The 24,545-nt window shown below is 54.3% G+C and carries 20 protein-coding genes and 2 tRNA genes; 10 read left to right on the top strand and 12 right to left on the bottom strand.

Annotated features, from left to right (window positions below):
* Nucleotides 1-79 precede the first annotated feature (79 nt).
* The 7 genes from QCD69_RS18910 to nagB all read right to left on the bottom strand — a co-directional run bounded on the left by QCD69_RS18910 (nucleotide 80) and on the right by nagB (nucleotide 6,421).
* Nucleotides 80-164 (bottom strand) — tRNA-Leu (locus tag QCD69_RS18910).
* 12 nt (nucleotides 165-176) lie between these two features.
* Nucleotides 177-253 (bottom strand) — tRNA-Met (locus QCD69_RS18915).
* A gap of 207 nt (nucleotides 254-460) precedes the next feature.
* On the bottom strand, nucleotides 461-2,128 hold the full coding sequence (asnB, locus tag QCD69_RS18920) for an asparagine synthase B (RefSeq protein WP_253454905.1): 1,668 nt from the start codon (nucleotides 2,126-2,128) through the stop codon (nucleotides 461-463).
* 289 nt (nucleotides 2,129-2,417) lie between these two features.
* Nucleotides 2,418-3,170 (bottom strand): HAD-IIA family hydrolase, encoded by a 753-nt coding sequence (locus tag QCD69_RS18925; RefSeq protein WP_253461076.1) that lies wholly within the window; start codon nucleotides 3,168-3,170, stop codon nucleotides 2,418-2,420.
* 32 nt (nucleotides 3,171-3,202) lie between these two features.
* Entirely contained in the window at nucleotides 3,203-4,423 is a 1,221-nt protein-coding gene (gene nagC / locus QCD69_RS18930; RefSeq protein ID WP_253454904.1) for a DNA-binding transcriptional regulator NagC, read from the bottom strand.
* 7 nt (nucleotides 4,424-4,430) lie between these two features.
* On the bottom strand, nucleotides 4,431-5,579 hold the full coding sequence (gene nagA / locus QCD69_RS18935) for an N-acetylglucosamine-6-phosphate deacetylase (RefSeq protein WP_253454903.1): 1,149 nt from the start codon (nucleotides 5,577-5,579) through the stop codon (nucleotides 4,431-4,433).
* A 41-nt stretch (nucleotides 5,580-5,620) separates the two neighbouring features.
* A complete protein-coding gene (nagB, locus tag QCD69_RS18940; RefSeq protein WP_125288579.1) occupies nucleotides 5,621-6,421 on the bottom strand; it encodes a glucosamine-6-phosphate deaminase in 801 nt (266 codons plus the stop codon).
* Between the two features lie 321 nt (nucleotides 6,422-6,742).
* On the opposite strand from nagB, the gene nagE reads away from it, so the two are divergent.
* The 4 genes from nagE (at nucleotide 6,743) to QCD69_RS18960 (ending at nucleotide 14,909) form a co-directional block, all read left to right on the top strand.
* Nucleotides 6,743-8,680: a PTS N-acetyl glucosamine transporter subunit IIABC gene (gene nagE / locus QCD69_RS18945; RefSeq protein WP_301253151.1), complete on the top strand. Its 1,938-nt coding sequence runs from the start codon at nucleotides 6,743-6,745 to the stop codon at nucleotides 8,678-8,680.
* Nucleotides 8,681-8,821: 141 nt separating this feature from the next.
* On the top strand, nucleotides 8,822-10,489 hold the full coding sequence (gene glnS / locus QCD69_RS18950; RefSeq protein WP_253454899.1) for a glutamine--tRNA ligase: 1,668 nt from the start codon (nucleotides 8,822-8,824) through the stop codon (nucleotides 10,487-10,489).
* Nucleotides 10,490-10,745: 256 nt separating this feature from the next.
* Nucleotides 10,746-12,149 (top strand): chitoporin ChiP, encoded by a 1,404-nt coding sequence (chiP, locus tag QCD69_RS18955; protein WP_441004988.1) that lies wholly within the window; start codon nucleotides 10,746-10,748, stop codon nucleotides 12,147-12,149.
* A 102-nt stretch (nucleotides 12,150-12,251) separates the two neighbouring features.
* Nucleotides 12,252-14,909: a beta-N-acetylhexosaminidase gene (locus QCD69_RS18960; RefSeq protein ID WP_301253153.1), complete on the top strand. Its 2,658-nt coding sequence runs from the start codon at nucleotides 12,252-12,254 to the stop codon at nucleotides 14,907-14,909.
* A 57-nt stretch (nucleotides 14,910-14,966) separates the two neighbouring features.
* Here the strand turns inward: QCD69_RS18960 and fur are convergent, their stop codons facing one another.
* The 4 genes from fur to ybfF form a co-directional block, all read right to left on the bottom strand.
* Nucleotides 14,967-15,410, bottom strand: a complete 444-nt coding sequence (gene fur / locus QCD69_RS18965; RefSeq protein WP_253454897.1) for a ferric iron uptake transcriptional regulator — start codon at nucleotides 15,408-15,410, stop codon at nucleotides 14,967-14,969.
* Nucleotides 15,411-15,758: 348 nt separating this feature from the next.
* Nucleotides 15,759-16,289 carry a flavodoxin FldA gene (fldA, locus tag QCD69_RS18970; protein WP_125288585.1) on the bottom strand — a complete coding sequence of 177 codons (531 nt, stop codon included), beginning with the start codon at nucleotides 16,287-16,289 and terminating at the stop codon, nucleotides 15,759-15,761.
* Nucleotides 16,290-16,430: 141 nt separating this feature from the next.
* Entirely contained in the window at nucleotides 16,431-16,712 is a 282-nt protein-coding gene (ybfE, locus tag QCD69_RS18975; RefSeq protein ID WP_125288637.1) for a LexA regulated protein, read from the bottom strand.
* Nucleotides 16,713-16,857: 145 nt separating this feature from the next.
* A complete protein-coding gene (ybfF, locus tag QCD69_RS18980; RefSeq protein ID WP_301253155.1) occupies nucleotides 16,858-17,622 on the bottom strand; it encodes an esterase in 765 nt (254 codons plus the stop codon).
* Nucleotides 17,623-17,858: 236 nt separating this feature from the next.
* Between ybfF and seqA the strand changes: the two genes are divergently transcribed.
* The 6 genes from seqA (at nucleotide 17,859) to QCD69_RS19010 (ending at nucleotide 24,257) form a co-directional block, all read left to right on the top strand.
* A complete protein-coding gene (gene seqA, locus QCD69_RS18985) occupies nucleotides 17,859-18,413 on the top strand; it encodes a replication initiation negative regulator SeqA (RefSeq protein WP_253454895.1) in 555 nt (184 codons plus the stop codon).
* Between the two features lie 24 nt (nucleotides 18,414-18,437).
* Nucleotides 18,438-20,078 carry a phosphoglucomutase (alpha-D-glucose-1,6-bisphosphate-dependent) gene (pgm, locus tag QCD69_RS18990; protein ID WP_253454894.1) on the top strand — a complete coding sequence of 547 codons (1,641 nt, stop codon included), beginning with the start codon at nucleotides 18,438-18,440 and terminating at the stop codon, nucleotides 20,076-20,078.
* A gap of 475 nt (nucleotides 20,079-20,553) precedes the next feature.
* A complete protein-coding gene (locus tag QCD69_RS18995; protein WP_253454893.1) occupies nucleotides 20,554-20,760 on the top strand; it encodes a DUF2517 family protein in 207 nt (68 codons plus the stop codon).
* Between the two features lie 299 nt (nucleotides 20,761-21,059).
* Complete coding sequence (locus tag QCD69_RS19000; RefSeq protein ID WP_253454892.1) at nucleotides 21,060-22,016, top strand: YbgA family protein; 957 nt, start codon at nucleotides 21,060-21,062, stop codon at nucleotides 22,014-22,016.
* Nucleotides 22,017-22,030: 14 nt separating this feature from the next.
* On the top strand, nucleotides 22,031-23,449 hold the full coding sequence (gene phrB / locus QCD69_RS19005) for a deoxyribodipyrimidine photo-lyase (protein WP_301253156.1): 1,419 nt from the start codon (nucleotides 22,031-22,033) through the stop codon (nucleotides 23,447-23,449).
* 64 nt (nucleotides 23,450-23,513) lie between these two features.
* A complete protein-coding gene (locus QCD69_RS19010; RefSeq protein WP_301253158.1) occupies nucleotides 23,514-24,257 on the top strand; it encodes a type 2 GTP cyclohydrolase I in 744 nt (247 codons plus the stop codon).
* 47 nt (nucleotides 24,258-24,304) lie between these two features.
* Here QCD69_RS19010 and QCD69_RS19015 read toward each other — a convergent pair whose 3' ends face one another.
* The gene (locus QCD69_RS19015; RefSeq protein WP_301253160.1) at nucleotides 24,305-24,490 is read right to left on the bottom strand and encodes a hypothetical protein; all 186 of its coding nucleotides are present in this window, start codon (nucleotides 24,488-24,490) and stop codon (nucleotides 24,305-24,307) included.
* Nucleotides 24,491-24,545: the final 55 nt, after the last annotated feature.

The following is a 24,545-nucleotide window of genomic DNA, read 5'->3' on the forward strand; positions in this document are numbered from 1 at the left end:
GATTCGAACCAGGGAATGCCGGTATCAAAAACCGGTGCCTTACCGCTTGGCGATACCCCATCCGTGCAATGCTTCGAAATGGTGCGGGAGGCGAGACTTGAACTCGCACACCTTGCGGCGCCAGAACCTAAATCTGGTGCGTCTACCAATTTCGCCACTCCCGCTAAAAAAAAAGATGGTGGCTACTACGGGAATCGAACCTGTGACCCCAGCATTATGAGTGCTGTGCTCTAACCAGCTGAGCTAAGTAGCCATCTTTTTTCGCGTTACCTTCATCGGCGTTGCGGGGCGCATTATGCTAAGTTGGCCTGAAAGCGTCAACAAGTTTTTTCCCGTTTTTTCGCTGAAATGATTCGTTTGTCTGGCTTATAACCAGTATGGCGACTAATTCAGCAAAGCCAGCGTTTTTTTAAACAATTACGGGCCGCTGGCGGCCCGATTTGTGAATAAAAGCCGTAAGTTATTTATAGGCGGACTGATGAACGCCTACCGCACGACCGGAAGGATCGTCCATGGTTTTGAACGCTTCGTCCCATTCAATCGCTTTTGCCGAAGAACAGGCGACGGATGGACCGCCCGGCACGCATTCAGCCGCGCTGGGAACCGGAAACAGCTCTTCAAAAATTTCCCGATACAGATAGCCTTCTTTTGAGGTCGGCGTGTTGTACGGAAAGCGGAAATGCGCCGTTTGCAGTTGCTGGTCGCTGACCTGTTTCGCCGCGACTTCTTTCAGCGTATCAATCCAGCTGTAGCCTACGCCGTCGGAGAACTGCTCTTTTTGACGCCACGCCACGCTTTCCGGCAGATAAGAAGAGAAGCATTCACGCAGGATATGCTTTTCCATTTTGCCGTTGGTGCCGCACATTTTGTCCGCCGGGTTAATGCGCATCGCCACGTCGAGGAATTTTTTATCCAGGAAAGGCACGCGTGCCTCCACGCCCCATGCCGACATCGCCTTGTTGGCGCGAGCGCAGTCGAACATATGCAGCGCCAGCAGCTTACGCACGTTCTCTTCGTGAAACTCTTTAGCGTTGGGGGCCTTATGGAAATAAAGATAGCCGCCAAAGACTTCATCGGCGCCTTCGCCGGACAGCACCATCTTAATGCCCATCGCTTTAATTTTACGCGACATCAGATACATCGGCGTGGAGGCGCGAATAGTAGTCACATCATAAGTTTCGATGTGATAGATAACGTCGCGGATCGCATCCAGGCCTTCCTGCACGGTAAAGTGGATCTCATGGTGCACCGTACCCAGATGGTCGGCGACGGATTTCGCCGCTTTCAGATCCGGCGATCCTTCCAGACCTACCGCGAAAGAGTGCAGCTGTGGCCACCAGGCTTCGCTCTTGTCCTGATCTTCGATACGCTTGGCCGCGAATTTTTTGGTCACGGCGGAAATAATAGAGGAGTCCAGGCCGCCGGAAAGCAGCACGCCATAAGGCACATCGGACATCAGATGGCTTTTCACGGCCTCTTCCAGCGCATCTTTCAGCGCCGTCGCGTCAGTTTTGTTGTGCTCTACCGCCTCATAGCTGAACCAGTCGCGCTGCCAGTAGCGGCGGATCTCGCCATCGGTGCTGGAAAGGTAGCTTCCCGGTGGGAATTCTTTAATTGATTTACAGACCGGCACCAGCGCCTTCATTTCTGAAGCAACAAACAGGTTGCCGTGTTCGTCGTTACCCATATACAGCGGAATGATGCCGATATGATCGCGGCCAACCAGGTAAGTGTTTTTTACGCTGTCATAGAGGATAAAGGCGAACATGCCCTGCAGGTCGTCCAGAAAATCGACGCCTTTTTCCTGATAAAGCGCAAGAATAACTTCACAATCTGATTCGGTCTGAAACTCGTAGCGGTCACTCAGCTCTGCACGCAGCGCCTGATGGTTATAGATCTCACCGTTTACCGCCAGCACGTGGGTGTGGGCTGCGTTGTAGAGAGGCTGCGCGCCGTTGTTGACGTCCACAATAGAGAGACGCTCGTGGGCCAGAATCGCGTTGTCACCTGCATAAACGCCTGACCAGTCCGGGCCGCGATGACGCATAAGACGAGAAAGCTCCAGCGCTTTCTTACGCAGTTCAACCGGATCGCTTTTGAGATCCAACACGCCAAAAATAGAACACATAGCTAACTCCCTAACGACAAACCGCAACGGTGATATTGATGAAAAAAGGCATAGTTAACGGCGACTTCTTCGCCCGATAGATAAGAAAATGCGCCAGATTGAGAGAGTGTGCAAGCCTTTTAGCTGTTTTCTGATAAATGGCCTGTTGCATCGCGCTTAAGTTTGATGATTATTCAATATATAGCGCTATTTTTTGTGGAATCGATAATAAACATCAAAAAACGGTCAAAAAACAGGCAGTCGAGGCGGATAAAAAAGCCCGGCGCGTTGGCCGGGCCGGGCTGGCGATTCAGAGAATGTCGATGTCCGCGACCGACGGGAATACCCAGCTGGGTCGGAAAGGCATGGCGTCAATATCGCTCAGGGTGGAAACGCCGGACAGCACCAGAATAGTTTCCAGACCGGCCTGGAAACCAGCCAGAATATCGGTACGCAGATTATCGCCGACGATCACCGTCTCTTCGGAGTGCGCCTGCATCTTGTTCAGCGCCGCGCGCATAATCCACGGGCTGGGTTTACCCACGTAAAAAGGCGTCCGGCCGGATATTTTTTCAATACCCGCGCACAGCGCGCCACACGCCGGTACAAAGCCACGGGCGTGCGTATCGGGGTTAGTTGCGATAAAGCGCGCGCCGTTCGCCACGAAATAGGCGGCCTTATGCATCATATCCCAGTTAAACGAGCGCGTTTCGCCCACGATAACAAAATCGGGATTGATGTCGGTAATGGTAAAACCGGCTTTATAAAGCTCATGCACCAGCGCCCCTTCGCCAACCACATAGGCTTTCTTGCCTTCCTGACGGCGTAAAAAATCGGCGGTAGCCATCGCTGAGGTATAAAACACGCTTTCCGGCAGATCGATGCCCGCCGAAGAGAAGCGGTTAGCCAGATCCAGCGCGGTTTGCGAAGGGTAGTTGGTCAGCACCACCAGCGGCATCCCTTTAGCCAGGATGCGCTGCAGGAAATCGTTAGCGCCGGGTACGGCGGTATTATCGTGCATCAAAACGCCGTCGATATCGCAGATGACGTTTTTGATAGCTATTTTTTCGCTGTCGTTCAGGGTTAGAGCGCTCATCAACTTTCCATTAAATGTTGTAACAGGATGCCGTTAAGCATGGCACGCTTTGCCAGCGCGAAAGCGCCTATGGCAGAACGATGATCGAGCTCAGAACGCACCACCGGTAAATTTTGGCGGAAAGCTTTCAGCGCCTGAGTGTTGATACAGCCTTCAATAGCGGGCAGCAGGATTTTATCTGCTTCAGTGATCTCGCCCGCAATCACCACTTTTTGCGGGTTGAACAGATTAATGGCGATAGCGATCGCCTTGCCTAAGTGGCGTCCGACGGATTCTATCACTTCGGCTGCCAGCGCGTCGCCGCGGTTGGCGGCCTTGCAAATTTTCGGCATCAGACAGTCATCCAGCGTCAGCGTGCTTGGATAACCCTGGGTAAGCAGATGACGGACGCGATTTTCTATCGCGCTGTTGGCCGCCAGGGTTTCCAGACAGCCGAAATTACCGCAGTGGCAGCGCTCGCCCAAAGGATCGACCTGGATATGGCCCAGTTCGCCCACGTTGCCGTTACTGCCTAAAAAGATATGACCATTGGTAATGATGCCTGCGCCCGTCCCGCGATGGACTCGCACCAGAATCGAGTCAGCACAGTCGCGAGACGCACCAAAATAGTGCTCGGCAAGCGCCAGGCTACGGATATCGTGACCCACAAAGCTGGTGACGTTGAAACGCTTTTGCAGATTGGCGACCAGCGGCCAGTGATGAACCGCGATATGCGGCATATAGCGGATAACGCCGTTATTAGGATCGACCAGACCGGGGAGGATAACGGCGATGGCGATCAGCTCGCGCAGCTTGCGCTGATACTGCTCGCAGAAACTGGCGATAGCGTTGAACAGCGCATGTTCCAGCGTTTCCTGGGTGCGTTCCGGCAGCGCGTAGTCCTCCTGCGCCAGCACTTTTCCACTCAGATCGAACAGGGTAAGCGTGGCGTCATTGCGGCCCAGACGGATGCCGATAGTATTGAAGCCGCGGGTTTCGGTGACGATAGAGATAGCGCGGCGGCCGCCGGTAGAGGCCTGCTGATCCACTTCTTTGATCAGGCCGCGCTCTATCATCTGGCGAGTGATTTTGGTGACGCTGGCGGGTGCTAGCTGGCTATGTTCGGCAATCTGAATGCGCGATATAGGGCCTTGCCGATCGATAAGCCGGTAAACGGCCGCGCTATTGAGTTGCTTAACAAGATCGACATTTCCTATTTGAGCCTGGCCGCCAGTGGTCATTCAGTTTCTACTCGCTTAAGACTTCGTCACCATTAACGACAGTCTGGATTATTTGATAGTCACGGGTGAACACCGTCAGGTTCGCGACTTTTCCGGCTTCGACGGAACCTAACTTATCCTCCACACCCATAGCGCGGGCTGGGTACAGCGTTGCCATCCTGATCGCCTCATCCAGCGCAATGCCGACATGTTCGACGCTGTTCGCGACAGCTTCAATCATGGTCAGCGCAGAGCCGCTGAGCGTGCCGTTTTCGTCAACGCAGAGTCCATCCCGATAGTATATTGTTTTTCCTGCAAAAATGAACTGGTCAATCTGCGCGCCCGCCGGCGCGGTGGCATCGGTGACCAGGATTAGCCTGTCGCCTTTGAGGCGTTTTGCATTACGAATATTAACGTAGTTGACGTGTAAACCGTCGGCGATGATGCCGCAGTAGACGTTGGGCGAGTCAAAAAGCGTACCGATTAAGCCTGGCTCACGGCCGGTCAACGGCGGCATAGCATTATACAGATGGGTGGCGAAACTGATGCCGGCGGCAATACCCTGGCGCGCCTCTTCGCTGGTGGCATAGGAATGGCCAGCGGAAACCACGATGCCCGCCTGATGCAGCTGGCGGATCACGGCAGAATCAACCTGTTCCGGTGCCAGGGTGATTTTGGCAATCACATCGCTGTTTTCACACAGATAATCGACCATCGCTTTTTCCGGGGGACGGATCAGCGCCGGATTATGCGTGCCTTTTTTGAGTGGATTCAGCCAGGGGCCTTCCAGATGCAGGCCGAGCGCCTGGTTAGCGTTTTGCGCCAGGTAAGCGCGCATCACTTCCACCGCGCGTTTCATCAGCTCGTCGCTGCTGGTGATCAGCGTCGGCAGGAAGCTGGTACAGCCCGACTTCTCGTTAGCTTTTTGCATAATCGCCAGCGTTTCAACGCTGATAGCGGCGATATCATCATTAAACTGCACGCCGCCGCAGCCGTTAAGCTGCAAATCGATAAAGCCGGGAGCAATCAGCGCGCCGTTTACATCACGCCGGGTGATATCCGCAGGCAGCTCTTCCAGCCTGCAAACACGGTCAATCAGGCCGTTGGCGATGACGACGGCGTGATTATCCAGTACTTCGTAGCCGGTAAAGATACGGCCATGGGTTAAAGCATACATAATTTTCTCCCGGCCAGCGCCGATAGCCTTGTGCAGATGAGTTACAGATTTTCCATATTTTCCGCTTCCATTTCGCGGAAATATTTAACCGTTTTCACTTTCAGTTCCATCGTCGCGGGCTCGTCGCAAACCACGATCGATTTGGCATGCAGCTGCAGGCAGCTGATGGTCCACATATGATTAACGTTGCCTTCGACGGCAGCCTGCAGCGCCTGCGCTTTAAGGTGTCCCGTCACCAGAATCATCACTTCCTCCGCGTCCAGCAGCGTGCCCACGCCAACGGTCAGCGCATATTTCGGTACCTGGCTGACGTCGCCGTCAAAAAAGCGGGAATTCGCCAGGCGCGTATCGTGCGTCAGCGTCTTGATACGGGTACGGGAAGCCAGCGATGAAGCGGGTTCATTAAAAGCGATATGCCCGTCGTTACCTACGCCGCCCATAAACAGGTGAATTTTACCGTAAGCGCGGATTTTCTCTTCATACTGGCGACATTCTGCGTCAATATCAGGCGCGTTGCCATTAAGAAGATTGATATTTTCACTTTGAATATCAACGTGATTGAAAAAGTTGCGGTACATAAAGCTGTGATAGCTTTCCGGATGCTCTTTCGGCAGGCCGACATATTCGTCCATATTGAACGTAACGACGTGTTTAAAGCTGACCTGGCCCGCTTTATGCATTTCAATGAGATGACGATAGGCTTCCAGCGGCGTGCCGCCCGTGGGTAAACCCAGCACAAACGGACGCTCTGCGGTAGGTTGAAACGCGTTGATACGGTTTACAATATGGCGGGCGGCCCATTTACCGACCTGGTTTGGCGTCGCAAGAGGGATCAATCTCATTTTTTTACCTCGTTATAAGCAATTTAAGGAAATATTTTACACCGGTTTCACTGTAGTAAGCGTAATCTGCATAATCAGTAACGGGCGCGAAACAGCACCACGATCATTTTTTTCATCATAAAATAAGTGGGCGGGGTTCGCCAGCATAAACCGCGTTAAAATAGCTTCTTTGGTGATAAATATCACAAATGCTATGGTTTTAATTTGCGCAGCGAATTAATTTTTCCTTACACTGCGTCGACTAATGATTGGTGGCATTCAGAGCAGTCCGCTCAATAAAAACTGCACAACGGGCGCCTGGCGGCTCTCATAGGGGGAATAGTGAATATTTTAGGGTTCTTTCAAAGGCTGGGGCGCTCTTTACAGCTACCGATAGCCGTATTACCAGTGGCGGCGCTGATGTTGCGCTTTGGTCAGCCCGATCTGTTGAATATGCCGTTTATCGCGCAGGCTGGCGGGGCGATCTTTGACAATCTGGCATTAATCTTTGCTATCGGGGTGGCTTCTACATGGTCTAAAGATAACGCAGGCGCCGCCGCGCTGGCAGGCGCCGTGGGCTACTTTATTCTGACCAAAGCGATGATCACCATTAATCCGGCGATCAATATGGGCGTGCTGGCGGGGATCGTGACTGGCCTGGTAGCGGGCGCCACCTATAACCGCTGGGCGGATATCAAGCTGCCCGATTTTCTCAGCTTTTTCGGCGGCAAGCGTTTCGTTCCTATCGCAACCGGCTTCTTCTGTCTGATCCTGGCCGCTGTGTTTGGCTACGTCTGGCCGCCAGTGCAAAACGCCATTCATGCGGGCGGCGAGTGGATTGTCTCGGCTGGCGCGTTTGGCGCAGGCGTCTTCGGTTTCGTTAACCGCCTGCTGATCCCAACGGGTTTACATCAGGTACTGAATACCATCGCCTGGTTCCAGATCGGCGATTTCACCAACGCCGCTGGCGCCGTTTTCCATGGCGATATCAACCGTTTCTATGCGGGCGACGGCACGGCGGGCATGTTTATGTCCGGCTTCTTCCCAATCATGATGTTTGGCCTGCCCGGCGCTGCGCTGGCCATGTATATGGCCGCGCCGAAAGCGCGTCGTCCTATGGTTGGCGGTATGCTGCTTTCGGTGGCGGTTACCGCTTTCCTGACCGGCGTGACGGAGCCGCTGGAATTCCTGTTTATGTTCCTGGCGCCGATGCTTTATCTGATCCACGCCATCCTGACGGGCATTAGCCTTTATATAGCGACGGCGCTGGGTATCCATGCCGGTTTCTCTTTCTCTGCGGGCGCAATCGACTATGTGCTGATGTATAACCTGCCGGCGGCCAGCAGCAATGTCTGGGTGCTGCTGGTGATGGGCGCTATCGCATTTGTGGTTTACTTTGCGCTGTTCAGCGCGGTTATCCGCATGATGAATCTGAAAACGCCGGGCCGTGAGGATGCGACCGTGCAGCCGGAGGAAGAGGCTAACAGCAACACGGAAGAGGGGCTGGAACAGCTTTCCCGCCACTATATTGCCGCCGTCGGCGGGTCGGAAAACCTGAACGTTATTGATGCCTGTATTACCCGCCTGCGTCTTTCCGTAAAAGATGCCGCGCAGGTAAACGATGCGGCCTGTAAGCGTCTGGGCGCTTCGGGCGTGGTGAAGCTGAACAAGCAAACCATTCAGGTTATTATCGGTGCCAAAGCGGAATCCGTGGCGGAGACGATGAAAAAAATCATTGCCAAAGGGCCGGTTGCGCCAGTTGCGGTCAGCACCGTCGCCGCGACCGTCGCGCCAACCACGCCGCCTGCAGCTGCAAAGGGCGTGCTTGAAACGCTGCTGGCGCCGGTAAGCGGAGAAGTTGTGGCGTTGGAGCAGGTGCCGGATGAGGCTTTCGCCAGCAAGGCGGTCGGCGAGGGCGTAGCCATCAGGCCAACCGGCAGTACGGTGGTTTCGCCTGCCAGCGGCACCATCCTGAAAATCTTCAACACCAACCATGCTTTCTGTCTGGAAACGGAAAAAGGCCTGGAAGTGGTGGTGCATATGGGCATCGACACCGTCGCGCTGGAAGGAAAGGGCTTTACGCGGCTGGTAGAAGAGGGCGCGCAGGTTAAAGCGGGTGAACCAATTCTGGAGATGGATCTGGCCTGGCTTAACAGCCATGCGAAATCGATGATCAGTCCGGTCGTGGTCACCAATATTGAAGATTTTAGCGGTATCAGGCTGGTTGCGGGCGATACCGTCATTGCGGGCGAAAGTCCACTTTGCGAAATTACCGGCTGACGGCAGCGGTAAAAAAACGAGGGCGGGAAGCAATTCCCGCCCTTTTTTATGCGATACGCTAACAAACGGTTGTTTCCCTGAACGGCTTTGTGGATCATACTCCGTTATTTCACGCACTAAAGTATTCCAGAGGATATTAAGATGAGTGAGGCTGAAGCCCGCCCAACTAACTTTATTCGTCAGATCATCGACGAAGATCTGGCGAACGGTAAGCACACCAGCGTGCATACTCGCTTCCCGCCGGAGCCGAACGGCTATCTGCACATTGGTCACGCCAAATCAATCTGCCTGAACTTTGGCATCGCTCAGGATTACCAGGGCGAGTGTAATTTGCGTTTCGACGATACTAACCCGGTCAAAGAAGACCTGGAGTATGTCGAATCAATCAAGCGTGACGTACAGTGGCTGGGCTTCGAATGGAGCGGCAAGGTCCGTTATTCCTCTGACTATTTTGACCAGCTGCATCACTATGCCGTTGAGTTGATTAATAAAGGCCTGGCCTATGTAGACGAGCTGTCGCCGGAGCAGATCCGTGAGTATCGCGGCACCCTGACCTCGCCGGGTAAAAACAGCCCGTACCGCGATCGCAGCGTAGAAGAGAACCTGGCGCTGTTTGAGAAAATGCGCAACGGCGAATTCGCCGAGGGCAGCGCCTGCCTGCGTGCCAAAATCGATATGGCCTCTAACTTTATCGTCATGCGCGATCCGGTGCTTTATCGCATTAAGTTTGCCGAACATCATCAGACCGGCAACAAGTGGTGCATCTACCCGATGTATGACTTTACCCACTGCATTTCCGACGCGCTGGAAGGCATTACGCATTCGCTTTGTACGCTGGAATTCCAGGACAACCGTCGCCTGTACGATTGGGTGCTGGACAATATCACCATCCCGACGCATCCGCGCCAGTACGAGTTTTCGCGCCTGAATCTTGAATACGCCATCATGTCCAAGCGCAAGCTGAACCTGCTGGTAACCGAAAAAATCGTGGAAGGCTGGGACGATCCGCGCATGCTGACCGTTTCCGGTTTGCGTCGTCGCGGCTATTCGGCCGCCTCGATCCGCGAGTTCTGCCGTCGCATTGGTATCACCAAGCAGGACAACATTGTTGAGATGGCCTCGCTGGAATCCTGTATCCGCGACGATCTCAATGAAAACGCGCCGCGTGCTATGGCCGTTCTCGATCCGGTTAAGCTGGTGATCGAGAATCTGCCGGCCAACTATGAAGAAATCATCACCATGCCGAACCATCCGAACAAGCCGGAGATGGGAACGCGTGAAGTGCCGTTCAGCCGTGAGATTTATATCGATCGTGCGGATTTCCGTGAGGAAGCCAATAAGCACTACAAGCGTCTGGTGCTGGGTAAAGAAGTTCGTCTGCGTAACGCTTACGTTATCAAAGCCGAGCGCGTGGCTAAAGATGAAGCAGGCAACATCACCTGCCTGTTCTGCACCTGCGACGTCGATACGCTGAGTAAAGATCCGGCTGACGGCCGTAAGGTGAAAGGCGTTATCCATTGGGTATCCGCCGAGCATGCGCTGCCGGCCGAGTTTCGTCTTTACGATCGTCTGTTCAGCGTGCCGAATCCTGGCGGCGCCGAGGATTTCCTGACCACGATCAACCCGGACTCGCTGGTTATCCGTCAGGGCTTTGTCGAGCCTGGCCTGAAGGCTGCCGAAGCGTCCAGTCCGTTCCAGTTTGAGCGTGAAGGCTATTTCTGCGCGGACAGCGTTTACTCCAGCAGCAGCCATCTGGTGTTTAACCGCACGGTAGGCCTGCGCGATACCTGGGCTAAAAGCGGTGAATAAGTCATAATTTAATAAAAAAGCAGCCTTCAGGCTGCTTTTTTTTTGGATAATATATTAATCTGCTTAACGGCTAAAAAACAAATATAATACAACCTGTTTTGCATCATAGTTTACAACGACAATAATTGTTATTAATTGCCAGCTGCCTCACCAGTAAATATAATCAGCGCGCAGTCGGTTAATTACTGTTTGTTATTTTTTTATATTTTACGATTATTTATTTATTGTTTATATTTCTTTCGAGAAGGATTTCTCAATGCACTCTGTTAATTTAGCGCGAAAAGCGCTGGCGATGGCTGTCGCCTGCGGATCTGCTCTTGCCGGAAACTTTTATGTTCCTGCTGCTTCCGCCGCCGGGTTTATTGATGACTCGACGCTGACGGGCGGTATTTATTACTGGCAGCGGCAACGCGACAGAAAAGAGATGGATCCGGTTCATAATAAGTATGGCCAGTACACAGAAAATCTTCACCATTCAACTTTTAACGGCAGCCTCGATTTCTCTTCAGGCTATGCGGCCGATTTTATTGGTATAGAGCTGGGCGTGAATGGTTCGCTACAGCTGGCGGGAACCGGGCCTGCCGCGCCGAATGAAATTGCTTTCAGCAACGCAAAAAGCCGCTGGGACGAAAGATTTGATGGCGACGCCGACGGTGCTTCCTTTTATAAAGCCGCTATTAAGCTGAAGCATGATAATTATTGGTTAAGAGCCGGTTATATTCAGCCGCAGGGACAAACATTAATCGCGCCGCAATGGGGGTTTGTACCCGGCACCTATCGCGGATTTGAAGCCGGCTCGGTTTATGATTTTGACGATGCCGGCGCGCTTTCCCTCTCCTATATGTGGACGGATGAATATAAAGCGCCCTGGTATCGTAAAATGTATAATTTTCGTAAACCCGATTTAAAAACTGAAATAAAATATCTTCATTCCATCGGCATAAAGTACGATTTTAAAAACAAACTGGTGCTGGAAGGGGCGCTGGGCCAGGCCGAAAATTATATGGAGCAGTATTTTAGCAAAGTGTCGTGGGCGTTTCCTGTTGCCGGCAACGATCTGCATACCAGCTGGCAATTTTACGGCGCGCGTAATAAGGAACAGGGCGGCGTAAACAATATCAATAATGTTTATGATGGCCTGGCCTGGCTACAGGCCGTGACGCTGAACTACAAAACCGGCCCGTTCGATTTTCGCGTTGAGGGCACCATGGTAAAAGCCCATGGCAACCAGGGCTTTTTTCTGGCGCGCATGACGCCGGTAGGGGCGACCTCCAACGGACGTAACGACGTCTGGTGGGATTCCCGCAGCGACTTTAACGCCAACGGGCAGAAGGCGCTGTATGGAGGAGTGATGTATGACCTGAAAGGCTGGCAAATGCCGGGCTGGGCGGTAGGTACTTCTTACGCTTACGGCTGGGATGCCCGTCCGTCCACGGATCCGATTTACGATCAAAGCATGCGCCGCCGCGAATCCGCCTGGAATATGGATCTGCGCTACACGGTACAGCATGGTCGCGCCAAAGATACGCAGGTCAACCTGCACTATACCCGTTACAAAAACCACTCTGATATCCCGAGCTTCAGCAACGGCTACGGCAATATGTTCCAGGATGAGAAGGACGTGAGGCTGACCGTGATCGCGCCTTTCACCGTGTTCTGATGCCCCATGCTGCCAGACCCGGCCGCGGCAAAAGCGCATCAGACGGGGAATAAGCGCTTTTCCGCTAACGGCAAAAAATTTAACTAGCGGATGAGGAAAGAGATGAAAAAAGTGAGATTAACACTGGTGGCGACAGCGCTGATGATGGCGATGGCCAGCGGCAGCGCCGTTGCGGATCAACGCGTCGTCGATCAAATCAGCCAGTTTGGCGTAAAGTATACCGTTAACGATAACCATGCCGCGCTGCACGGCGTTGATTGTGCCGCGCTGGGGGCCGACTGGGCCTCCTGCAATCGGGCAACGATTACCTTAACTAACCCCGGCGAAGCGCTAACCAGTAAAGACTGGGTTATCTGGCTGCCCAATATTCGTCAGACGCTGCGGGTGGACAACGACCAGTTCCGCATGGTGCACGTGGTAGGCGATCTGACGCGGCTGGAGCCAACCGAAAAATTCAAGGGTTTCGCCGCCGGTGAATCGGTGGATATTCCCATTGTTAACGAATACTGGCAGCTGTTTATCACGGACGTGATGCCGCGCTGGTACGTTACTTCTGAAAACGCCCAGCCTAAAATCATTGCCAGCACCGATACGGAAGATCTGACCTCGTTTGTCTCGCCAATGGATAACTACTGGAAGCGGACGGCCGACGATCGCAACGTGTTGATGACGCCTGTCAGCCGCTTTGAAAAAAACAGTGATACGGCGCAGCTCGCTGGCGAAGCGCTGCGCGGACAGATCCTGCCGACGCCGCTGCATACTACCCTTCATGCAGAAGATGCCGATTTAAGCCGGGGCGTGCAATTCGAGCTGACCGGGCTTAACGCCGATTCTGCAGAAGCGGTAAGGGATCGTTTTGCGCTGCTGGGTCTGGCAGAAAATGGGCAGGGCTACGTGATTAAAAGCAGGCTTGCACCCGCCGCTTTCACGGGCAACGAGGCGGTTTCCGGCGCCTACAGGCTGAGCGTCCGCGCGCAGGAAGCGCAGGTAGAAGGTTTTGACGAGGCGGGCATCTACTACGGCATGATGTCCATCCTGTCGCTGCTGCCGGCCAGCGGCGAACAAAAGATCGCTACCCTGGACGTCACCGATGCGCCCCGCATGGCCTATCGCGGTATTTTTCTCGATATCGGCCGTAACTTCCACAGCAAAGAGGCGGTGCTGCGCCTGCTGGATCAGATGGCGGCGGTTAAACTCAATAAATTCCATTTTCATCTGAGCGATGATGAAGGCTGGCGTATTGAGATCCCCGGCCTGCCGGAGCTGACTGATATTGGTGCCAGACGCTGCCACGATCTGACGGAGCAGCGCTGTCTGCTGCCGCAGCTGGGATCCGGGCCTTTCGCCGACGCGCAGGGCAATGGCTATCTGACCCGCGACGACTACATTGCTATCCTGCGCTATGCCAAAGCGCGCGGCATCGAAGTCATCCCGGAAATCGATATGCCTGCTCATGCCAGGGCGGCGGTGATTTCTATGGAAGCCCGCTACAACCGGCTGATGAAAGAGGGTAAGACCAAAGAGGCAAACGAGTATCGCCTGGTCGATCCAACCGATACTTCGAACACCACCTCCGTACAGTTTTACGATCGCACCAGCTATCTGAATCCCTGCCTGGATTCCTCCATGCGTTTTGTTGATAAGGTGATTAGTGAAATTCAGGCGATGCATCAGGCGGCAGGCGCGCCGTTAACCACCTGGCACTTTGGCGGCGACGAGGCGAAAAACATCCGCCTGGGCGTTGGCTATACCGATGCGGCCAGTCCCGAAGCAGGCAAGGGCAGGGTCGATTTGAGCAAGGAAGATAAACCCTGGGCGAAATCGCAGGTTTGTCAGGCACTGGTGAAATCGGGCAAGGTCGCGGATATGGATCATCTGCCCAGCTATTTTGGCAAAAAGGTCAGCGAGCGGGTAAACGCGCACGGTATTGAAAAGATGCAGGCGTGGCAGGATGGCCTGAAGGATGCGAAGGGCGCTAAAGACTTTGCGACCAGGCGCATCGGCGTTAATTTCTGGGACACGCTTTTCTGGGGCGGCTTTGACACCGTTAACGACTGGGCTAACAAAGGCTATGAAGTCACCGTCTCCAACCCGGACTATCTCTATATGGATTTCCCTTATGAGGTCAATCCGCTGGAAAGAGGCTATTACTGGGGCACCCGCTTCAACGACGAGCGCAAAATGTTCAGCTTCGCGCCGGACAATATGCCGCAGAATGCAGAGACATCGGTGGATCGCGACGGTAACTTCTTTGATGCTAAATCCGATAAGCCCTGGCCGGGCGTGTATGGGATTTCAGCCCAGCTCTGGAGCGAAACCGTACGTACCGACGAGCAGATGGAATGGATGATTTTCCCACGCGCGCTGGCCGTGGCGGAGCGCGGCTGGCATCGTGCCGCCTGGGAGCAGACTTACCAGGCCGGACGTGAGTATAAAGGCGGCGAAACGCGGCATGTCGATCGGGCGGCGTTGCATAAGGACTGGCAGCGTTATGCAAACCTGCTGGGCCAGCGCGAGCTGCCGAAAATGGATAAAGCCGGGATCCACTATCGTCTGCCGCAGCCGGGCGCACGTCTTGTCGCGGGCAAGCTGGCAGCCAATATCGCCCTGCCGGGCGTGGCTATTGACTACTCGCTGGACGGTGGCAACAGCTGGCAGCGCTATCATGACAGCGCCCGTCCGTCGGTTTCCGGCGAGGTGTTGATCCGCGCCGTCAGTAGCGACGGCAAGCGCTTCAGCCGCGTGGAAAGCCTGAAATAGGCGGGGCGCAGGCAAAAAAAAACCGGCGAGCGATCGCCGGTTTTTTTTTGAAATCGATTACTTATCGTGCAGCGTGTCGTCTTCACGGCAGTCGCCGGTGGCGCAGTGGCCGTAAAGATAGAGGCTGTGGTTGCTGAGTTTGATACCGTGCTTCGTCGCAATATCACGCTGGCGGGATTCAATAGACTCGTCGCTGAATTCGATTACTTTGCCGCAGTCCAGGCAGATCAGGTGATCGTGATGCTGCTGCTGGGTCAGTTCAAACACGGACTTGCCGCCTTCGAAGTTATGACGGGTCACGATCCCCGCATCGTCAAACTGGTTCAGAACGCGGTAAACCGTCGCCAGGCCAATCTCTTCGCCCATGTCGATCAGGCGTTTATACAAATCTTCCGCACTGACGTGATGGCACTCTGGTTCCTGAAGCACTTCCAGAATTTTCAGTCGAGGAAGCGTGACTTTCAGGCCGGCCTTCTTTAATGCGGTGTTATTGTCAGTCATGCGGATATTGTCCTGTTACTTTGCTGGTCACTAAGTGGCTGAGAAGCCGTGAGCATCGGTCGACGCAAAAGCTGAGCGTCTCATTATAGAACCGATGCCTTGAAGAAACCACAGCGGAGATGCAAAACCATCAGGGGATGTAAGGATAAGAAGTCGTTACGTCCGGAAAAGCAAGCACCCATTTACGCTGGGTTGTCAGTTCGCTCTGCCTGGTTTTCGGCGCCGCAGAAGCGGAGGCGGAGCAGTGCTATTCTACCGTTTTGACGGTAAAAGTTACAAATATGTATCTATCACTTCTATAGGAAAAACCATTGGCCCGCTGTGGATTCGTACAGCGGGCCAATGCTATCACGCTTCGAGAATATCCTGGAGCTGAAGCTCGTCAGAAATCTGTTTGACCCACTTTTCAACGCGTTCGTTGGTCAGCTCCGGCTGGCGATCTTCATCAATGGCCAGGCCAAGGAAATGGGTATCGTCCGCCAGGCCTTTAGAGGCCTCGAAATCATAGCCTTCTGTCGGCCAGTGGCCGACGATCACCGCGCCGTTAGGCTCGATAATGTCGCGAATGGTGCCCATCGCGTCGCAGAAATATTCCGCGTAATCTTCCTGATCGCCGCAGCCAAACAGCGCGACCAGCTTGCCGTTGAAGTCGATCTCTTCCAGCGTAGGGAAGAAATCATCCCAGTCGCACTGCGCTTCACCGTAGTACCAGGTCGGGATGCCCAGCAGCAAAATATCAAAGGCTTCAAGGTCTTCTTTGCTGCTTTTAGCGATATCATGAACTTCAGCCACCTCTTTACCGAGCTGCTTCTGGATCATTTTTGCAATGTTTTCCGTATTGCCCGTATCGCTGCCAAAGAAAATGCCTACGATTGCCATGAGTTTAATAACCTCTTGAAACTTAATGATATGCGGCGGCTAGCCTGAAAATGTTAAGGGCAATAATAGCAGACAGCAACAGGGGGATAAACGGCTAATCCGCCTGCATTTGTCGCTTTGTGCTTTACCGTAGCGCGTGCTTTAGCGCTCAGGCCTGGCTAACTGCGCCATGACCATCTCTTCTATCAGTTCGCTGCGGCTCATATTACGCTGCTCGGCGAGCTGGTTCAGGGCGTCAACCGCGTCACTGTTCATTTTCAGTTCTACGCGCTTCAGCCCGCGCACTTTATCACGCTTAAGCTGGTTGCGTTTGTTAATGCGCAACTGCTCATCACGTGCCAGTGGATTGGTTTTGGGTCGTCCCGGTCGACGCTCGTCTGCGAACAGATCGATCGTGGTGCGGTCCGTGTTTTCTTTTGCCATAGAATCGTGATACTGAAGGCTGGAGTTCTGATGGATTGAGCCGTTAGCGTTTGCGGCCGGTGCCGTCGACAAATTTTAGCGCGCCATCATACCCCAGCGAAAGTCGCGACGACAATTATTTAGCCTTTTACTGAAACATTTGTTTTCACAGGGCAAAAAAACGGCGGATGGCGCGCAAAACGGCATCAGGTTTCTCGGCATGCGCCCAGTGACCCGCGCCGGTAATCACGTGGGCGCGGGCGGCAGGGAACTGGGCCAGCAGCGCGTCACGATACGCTTCCTGTAGATAAGGCGAATGTTCGCCCCGAATAAACAGCGTGGGATGTGGCCAAGCGGGCAGCGTTTCCCAGCCGATAATCCGATCGTAGTGCAGCCAGAGCGCCGGCACGTTGAAACGCCATTCGCCGTCCTGAAACGATTTAAGCAGAAACTGAATGACGCCTTCTTCCTCTATGGTCTGACGCATCAGCGCGGCGGCTTCGCTCCGGCGGGTAATGCCCGCTTCGCTGACGGCGGCCAGCGCGGCGAAAATCGCGTCGTGATGGCGTTCCCGGTAGGCCACCGGCGCAATATCGATAACCACCAGCTGCCCGACGCGTTCCGGGGCAAGGGAAGCCAGCGTCATGGCGATTTTCCCGCCCATGGAATGGCCTATAATATCAAACCGGTCGGCATCAAGCTCATCCAGCGTTTCCAGCACGTCGCGCGCCATTGCGGCATAGCTTATTTCATCCGACCTCGGCGAAAGGCCATGATTTCGGACGTCCACCTGAATAATGCGGCGATCCGCTTTCAGGTCGCGCGCCAGCACCCCAAGGTTATCCAGGTTGCCGAAAAGGCCGTGAATAAGCACCACGGGCGCGTCAGAAACGGTCGTTTGTTCAGATTGCAGGCGGAAATTCAATTTCATGGCAAACTTCTTACGGAGGAAACGAGGGGTTAGGTTATCATAAAACAGCGATTTTCTGCCGCCGCGACAGACCCGATCTTTTTACGGCATATTCCGACTTTTGTCCGCAATTGGGGCTGGCGCTACAACCCGGCAGGATTTAACTTTATAATCCTCGTGTTAGAGCTGGTCCGTCCGCGCCTGGGTAAAACAGGTCGCTAACCGGCTCTTATCAGCAATAATCGTACTGGATCAAGATGAAAACTATTGAAGTCGACGAAGAGCTCTACCGTTATATCGCCAGCCACACTCAGCATATTGGTGAAAGCGCCTCCGACATTTTACGTCGTATGCTGAAATTTTCTGCTGGTCAGGCAGCGCCGAAGGCACCTGCTGTTACGGCTGCGCCCGCGCCTGTCGCCAGCGTACAGGAAACCGTGGTGAAAGAGACGTCTCGCCCGCAGGATCGCGTTCGCGCCGTGCGCGAGCTGCTGCTGTCGGACGAGTATGCGGAGCAGAAAAAAGCGGTAAACCGTTTTATGCTGATCCTGTCGACTTTATACAATCTGGATCCCAAAGCATTTGCCGCGGCGACCGAGTCACTGCATGGTCGTACGCGCGTCTACTTTGCAGGCAATCAGCAAACCCTGGTACAGAACGGCACCCATACCAAGCCGCAGCATATTCCCGGCACGCCGTATTGGGTGATCACCAACACCAACACAGGCCGTAAACGCAGCATGATTGAACATATCATGTCGTCCATGCAGTTCCCGACGGAACTGGCGGACAAGGTTTGCGGCACACTCTAAACACAGCGTCAGGGAGAAGCGCCAATGGCCAGTCACCCCCGTGCCGGGCAGCCAGCACAGCAGAGCGATTTGATTAACGTTGCACAATTGACCTCGCAGTATTACGTCCTGCAGCCGGAAACAGGCAACGCGGAACACGCGGTGAAATTCGGCACGTCCGGCCATCGCGGTAGCGCAGGCCGACAGAGCTTCAACGAGACGCACATTCTGGCTATCGCGCAGGCGATTGCGGAAGAGCGCAAAAAGAACGGCGTTACCGGCCCTTGCTACGTGGGTAAAGATACGCACGCGCTGTCCGAACCGGCGATTATTTCCGTACTGGAAGTGCTGGCGGCGAACGGCGTGGATGTGATTGTACAGCAGGACAACGGCTACACGCCGACGCCTGCCATCTCTAACGCTATCCTTGAGCATAACAAGGCGGGCGGCGCGCAGGCTGACGGCATCGTTATCACGCCTTCGCACAACCCGCCGGAAGATGGCGGCATCAAATACAATCCGCCAAACGGTGGCCCGGCCGATACTAACGTCACTAAAGTGGTGGAAGATCGCGCTAACCAGCTGATTAAAGACGGCCTGAAAGATGTTAAGCGCATGGCGCTGGACGAAGCCTGGGCAAGCGGCCATCTGCAGGAAAAAGATCTGATCCAGCCTTATATCGAAGGTCTGGCGCAGATCATCGATATTCCGGCTATTCAGAAAGCGGGCCTGAAAATCGGCGTCGATCCGCTTGGCGGCTCCGGCATCGCCTACTGGCAGCGTATCGCGGAATATTACAATCTGGATCTGACTATCGTTAACGATTCGGTCGACCAGACGTTCCGCTTTATGCACCTGGATAAAGACGGCGTGATCCGTATGGACTGCTCATCCGAAAGCGCGATGGCGGGCCTGCTGGCGCTGCGTGATAAGTTCGATCTGGCGTTTGCCAACGACCCGGACTATGACCGCCACGGCATCGTTACGCCTGCGGGCCTGATGAACCCTAACCATTACCTGGCCGTTGCTATTAACTATCTGTTCCAGCACCGTCCGCAGTGGGGCAAAGAGGTTGCCGTCGGCAAAACGCTGGTCTCCAGCGCGATGATCGACCGCGTGGTCAACGACATCGGCCGTAAGCTGGTGGAAGTGCCGGTAGGGTTCAAATGGTTCGTTGACGGCCTGTTCGACGGCAGTTTCGGCTTCGGCGGCGAAGAGAGCGCGGGCGCTTCCTTCCTGCGTTTTGACGGTACGCCTTGGTCAACGGACAAAGACGGTATCATCATGTGCCTGCTGGCCGCCGAGATCACCGCTGTGACCGGTAAAAATCCGCAGCAGCACTATAACGAGCTGGCGGAGCGCTTTGGCGCACCAAGCTATAACCGTCTGCAGGCTTCTGCGACCTCCGCGCAAAAAGCGGCGCTGTCGAAGCTGTCGCCGGAAATGGTCAGCGCCGATACGCTGGCGGGCGATCCTATCACCGCTCGCCTGACGGCGGCGCCAGGCAACGGCGCATCAATCGGTGGCCTGAAGGTGATGACCGAGAACGGCTGGTTCGCAGCGCGTCCGTCCGGTACGGAAGACGCCTACAAAATCTATTGCGAAAGCTTCCTGGGTGCCGAGCACCGCGAGAAGATTGAAAAAGAAGCGGTAGAAATTGTTAGCGAAGTACTGAAAAACGCCTGATATCAGGGCTGAAAATAAAAGGCGCTAATTTATTAGCGCCTTTTTTATATTCCAATTTTGCCTGTTTCAGCATGTCCCGAATAATTCAGCCGATTTTAAAGCTGTGAACTTCCCTTATTCGTATACCCAAGCCGTCTGTTCCGGGAGTGGCTGCAACAAACAGGGCGCAGTGATAAAACAGCATCAAGCTTAAACAGTTGAACAATAATGCATTTACCCTGTACAAAACTGCTTAAACCCCTTCAGGCAGTGGCCATGCGGCTACAGGCTTGCTGCAACGGCGCGGGGCGGTGGTTATGGCCATATTTAAACAGATGCAATGTAACGCAGTTGTTATTTATTTAATTTAAATTAACTTTAATTTAACTTATTGCCTTTGCCCGGATAATTTTTAATTTAATCTGGTCGGATGAGTGGTAAATATATCGCCAGATCGGTATTATTTTAGCCAGGCTTTTACTTTTCCGGAGGGCGTATGAATCTCTATCATCAATACTCGCTACCTCATCTTCTACTGCGTCGGCTGGCAACGCTTGCGGTCGGTGTTGTCGCGTTGCCTTTTATGCTTTTTTATCGCGACCGCTCGCGCTTTTACAGCTACCTGCATCGCTGCTGGTGCAAAACCAGTACGCAGCCCGTGTGGCTGGCGCAGGCGGAAAGGGCCGCTGCCGATTTTTATTAATCGCGCCCGCACGCTTTAACGCCGCTTTATCCTCTTGCTTTAGATTTTACTTAATGCTCCGGTTTCGGGGCATGCTTCTTATCTTTCCACCGCCCTCAGACCGCTGTTAATGCCCCGTTTTAGGGGCATTTTTCTTTTCTTCCTGCCGCTTTGCCTTGTTCCGTAAGGTTTTTCGTGGGCCAGCCTTTTTTCGATAAATCACCGGTAGCAATTCTTTCCATAAAGTTGTACAACTTATTTTGTCTTGTACAGATTTAACCGCTACACTTAATGATGAAAGTAGCGAAGGGGAGAAAGGTATGAGTGAGAAAATTCCGGTAGGCATCAGCGCCTGCCTGCTTGGCGACAGTGTCCGCTTTGATGGCGGCCACAAACGTTGCGCCTTTGCCGCCGAAGATCTGGCGCCTTTTATGCGTTATGAACCGGTTTGCCCGGAAATGGCGATTGGTCTGCCCACGCCGCGTCCGGCCCTGCGCCTGACCGAAACGGCCGAAAATAGCGTTGAGCTTTGCTTCAGCAACGGGAAAGGCGATCCGCTGACCCAGGAAATGCAAAGCTTTTCCGAGAAAAAAATCGCCAGCCTGCATCACCTTTGCGGCTACATCGTCTGCGCCAAATCGCCCAGCTGCGGCATGGAGCGGGTGCGCGTCTACCAGCCAGAAAATAACAACAACCGTAAAGAAGGCGTTGGCATCTTTACGCGTGAACTGATGAAGCAAATGCCGTGGCTGCCGGTCGAAGAAGACGGCAGGCTGCACGATCCCGTGCTGCGCGAGAACTTTGTTGAGCGCATTTACACGCTGCATGAATTTAACCAGCTGTGGCGCAGCGGCCTGACGCGCGGCAAGCTTATTGCCTTTCACAGCCGCTATAAGCTAACGCTGCTGGCGCATTCACAGCCGGAATATCGCGAGATTGGTCGCTTTGTGGCGGCTATTGAGCAGTGGCCTTCACTGGAAGCCTTTGCTTTTGAGTATCGTCAGCGCCTGATGGATCTGCTGAAGCATAAAGCCACGCGCGGCAACCACACTAATGTGATGATGCACGTACAGGGCTATTTCCGACCGCAGCTGAACGCCAAACAGCGCGAGGAGCTGACCTCGCTGATCGATCACTATCGTCAGGGCTTACAACCGCTGCTGGCACCGATGACGCTGCTCAAACACTATATGTCGGAATATCCCGATCCTTACCTTACCCAGCAACGCTATTTTGAGCCTTATCCGGAAGCGCTTCGCCTGCGTTACGGCCATTAATTACAGGGAAAGCTATGGCCACCCATCTGGTCTGGATGCGCAACGATCTGCGCATCCACGATAATTACGCGCTTTATGCAGCCTGCAGCGAGGTCAATGCAGAAGTGCTCGTCCTCTATATTGCCACGCCAAAACAGTGGCAATCGCATGATATGTCACCGAAGCAGGCCGCTTTTATTTATCAAAGCCTGCACGATGTCCAGGGCGCTTTGGCAGAAAAAGGCATCCCGCTGCACTATTTACAGCGCGATGATTTTTCCGCCTCCGTTGAAGCGCTGAAAGATTTCTGCCGTGAGCATCATGTCGACAGCCTGTTTTATAACTATCAGCACGAAGTCGACGAGCGCCAGCGCGATGCGCAAGCGGAACGCGAACTGAGCGAGCTGGATATAGTTGTGCAGGGCTTCGATGACGGTCTGCTGCCGCCCGGCAGCGTGCTGACAGGCAATCGGGAAATGTTTAAAGTCTTTACGCCATTCAGCAAAGCTTTTGTTCGCCGACTGCATGAAGGGATGCCGGAATGCGCGCCCGCGCCCAAACCGCGCGCTCAGGCGCCGCTGGAAAAACTACCCGCTCTGGAACCATTTGATTATCCGCAGGAAGATTTTAATACCGACCTTTTTCCCGTAGGGGAGAAAACGGCTATCCAACGTCTGCGCGAGTTCTGTCAGCAGCCGGTCGCGGAGTATGCGGCCAGGCGAGACACGCCGGCCATTGACGGCACAAGCCGCCTGTCCGTTTATCTGGTTACCGGGGTGCTGTCGCCGCGCCAGTGCCTGCATCGCCTGCTGCGCGAGCATCCCGACGCGTTAGAAAACGACAAAATATTCAGCTGGTTTAACGAGCTTATCTGGCGCGAGTTCTACCGGCACCTGATTGTCGCCTGGCCCGCGCTCTGCAAACATCAGCCCTTTATCAGCTGGACAAAAAAGGTGCAATGGCAGCGCAATGATGACCAGCTGGCCGCCTGGCAGCAGGGCAAAACCGGTTATCCGATAGTGGATGCCGCTATGCGGCAGCTGAACAGTCTTGGCTGGATGCACAATCGCCTGCGGATGATTACCGCCAGCTTCCTGATTAAAGATCTGCTGATCGACTGGCGGATCGGCGAACGCTATTTTATGTCGCAGCTGATCGATGGCGATCTGGCGGCGAACAATGGCGGCTGGCAGTGGGCCGCTTCCAGCGGCAACGACGCGGCGCCTTACTTTCGCATCTTCAATCCTACTACGCAGGGCGAACGTTTTGATAAAAAAGGCGAATTCATTCGGCAATGGCTACCGGAACTGAAGGCGGTGCCCGTTCAGCATATTCACCAGCCGCATGAATGGGCGCGGAAAAACGGCGTTCAGCTCGATTATCCTCACCCCATCGTTGACCACAAAGAGGCCCGCAAACGTGCGCTGGCGGCCTACGAGGCGGCAAGGAAATAGCCGCGCGTTTTGCCGCCCTCTGCTAAAGTAGCCGCATTGAGAACGGCAAAAGAGTGTACGCCCTATGCAAAACAGTGAATTAGAAAACATCGTTAACCAGCAGCTGAATACCGCGAGCTTCAGCGACTATGCGCCGAACGGTCTTCAGGTAGAAGGGCGCGAGCAGGTACAGAAAATCGTTACCGGCGTGACCGCCTGTCAGGCGCTACTGGATGAGGCCGTACGTTTACAGGCGGACGCGGTGCTGGTGCATCACGGCTATTTCTGGAAAAGCGAAGCGCCGGTGATTAAGGGCATGAAGCGCAACCGGCTGAAAACGCTGCTGGCGAACGATATTAACCTTTACGGCTGGCATCTGCCGCTGGACGCGCATCCCGAGCTGGGCAATAACGCGCAGCTGGCGAAACTGTTTGGGATTGAGGTCAAAGGCGAAGTGATGCCGCTGGTGTTCTGGGGCGAGCTGCAGGAGCCGCTGACGGGCGAGCAGCTTGCCGCACGCATTGGCCAGACCCTGCATCGCGACCCGCTGCACTGCGGCGATAATGCGCCTGCGCTGATCCGTAAAGTGGCGTGGTGCTCCGGCGGCGGCCAGGGTTTTATCGACGCGGCAGCGGCGTTCGGCGTGGACGCGTTTATCTCCGGCGAGGTTTCCGAGCAAACCATTCACAGCGCGCGCGAGCAGGGCCTGCACTTTTTTGCGGCCGGACATCATGCTACCGAGCGCGGCGGTATCAAGGCGCTGGGTGAATGGCTGGCGGCACAGCATGGCCTGGACGTCACCTTTATCGATATCGACAACCCCGCCTGACAGCAGACAGGCGGTGCCGGTGGCCGCCTGTTAACCTCAACGTTCGATTAAGGGTAGGGTGCGACTGAGATCACCGTAAACTCTGCCGCGCCGTGATGCTTCGCAATATCCTGGCGCACCGCGTCCTGTACGGCTGCCTCTGTCGGTTCGCCCTCGCTTTCCAACAGCACTTCTTCGGAATGCAGATGGCCTTCGGCCTGATGTTCGTAATGAATTTTGAATGTCGTGCTCATCGCTACCTCCTTTATGCAGAAACCGTAATAGTAGCCACTGTGTCGCGCCTGGCTA

This window comes from Erwinia sp. PsM31 (assembly GCF_030433775.1).
GTDB classification, from domain to species: domain Bacteria; phylum Pseudomonadota; class Gammaproteobacteria; order Enterobacterales; family Enterobacteriaceae; genus Erwinia; species Erwinia aeris.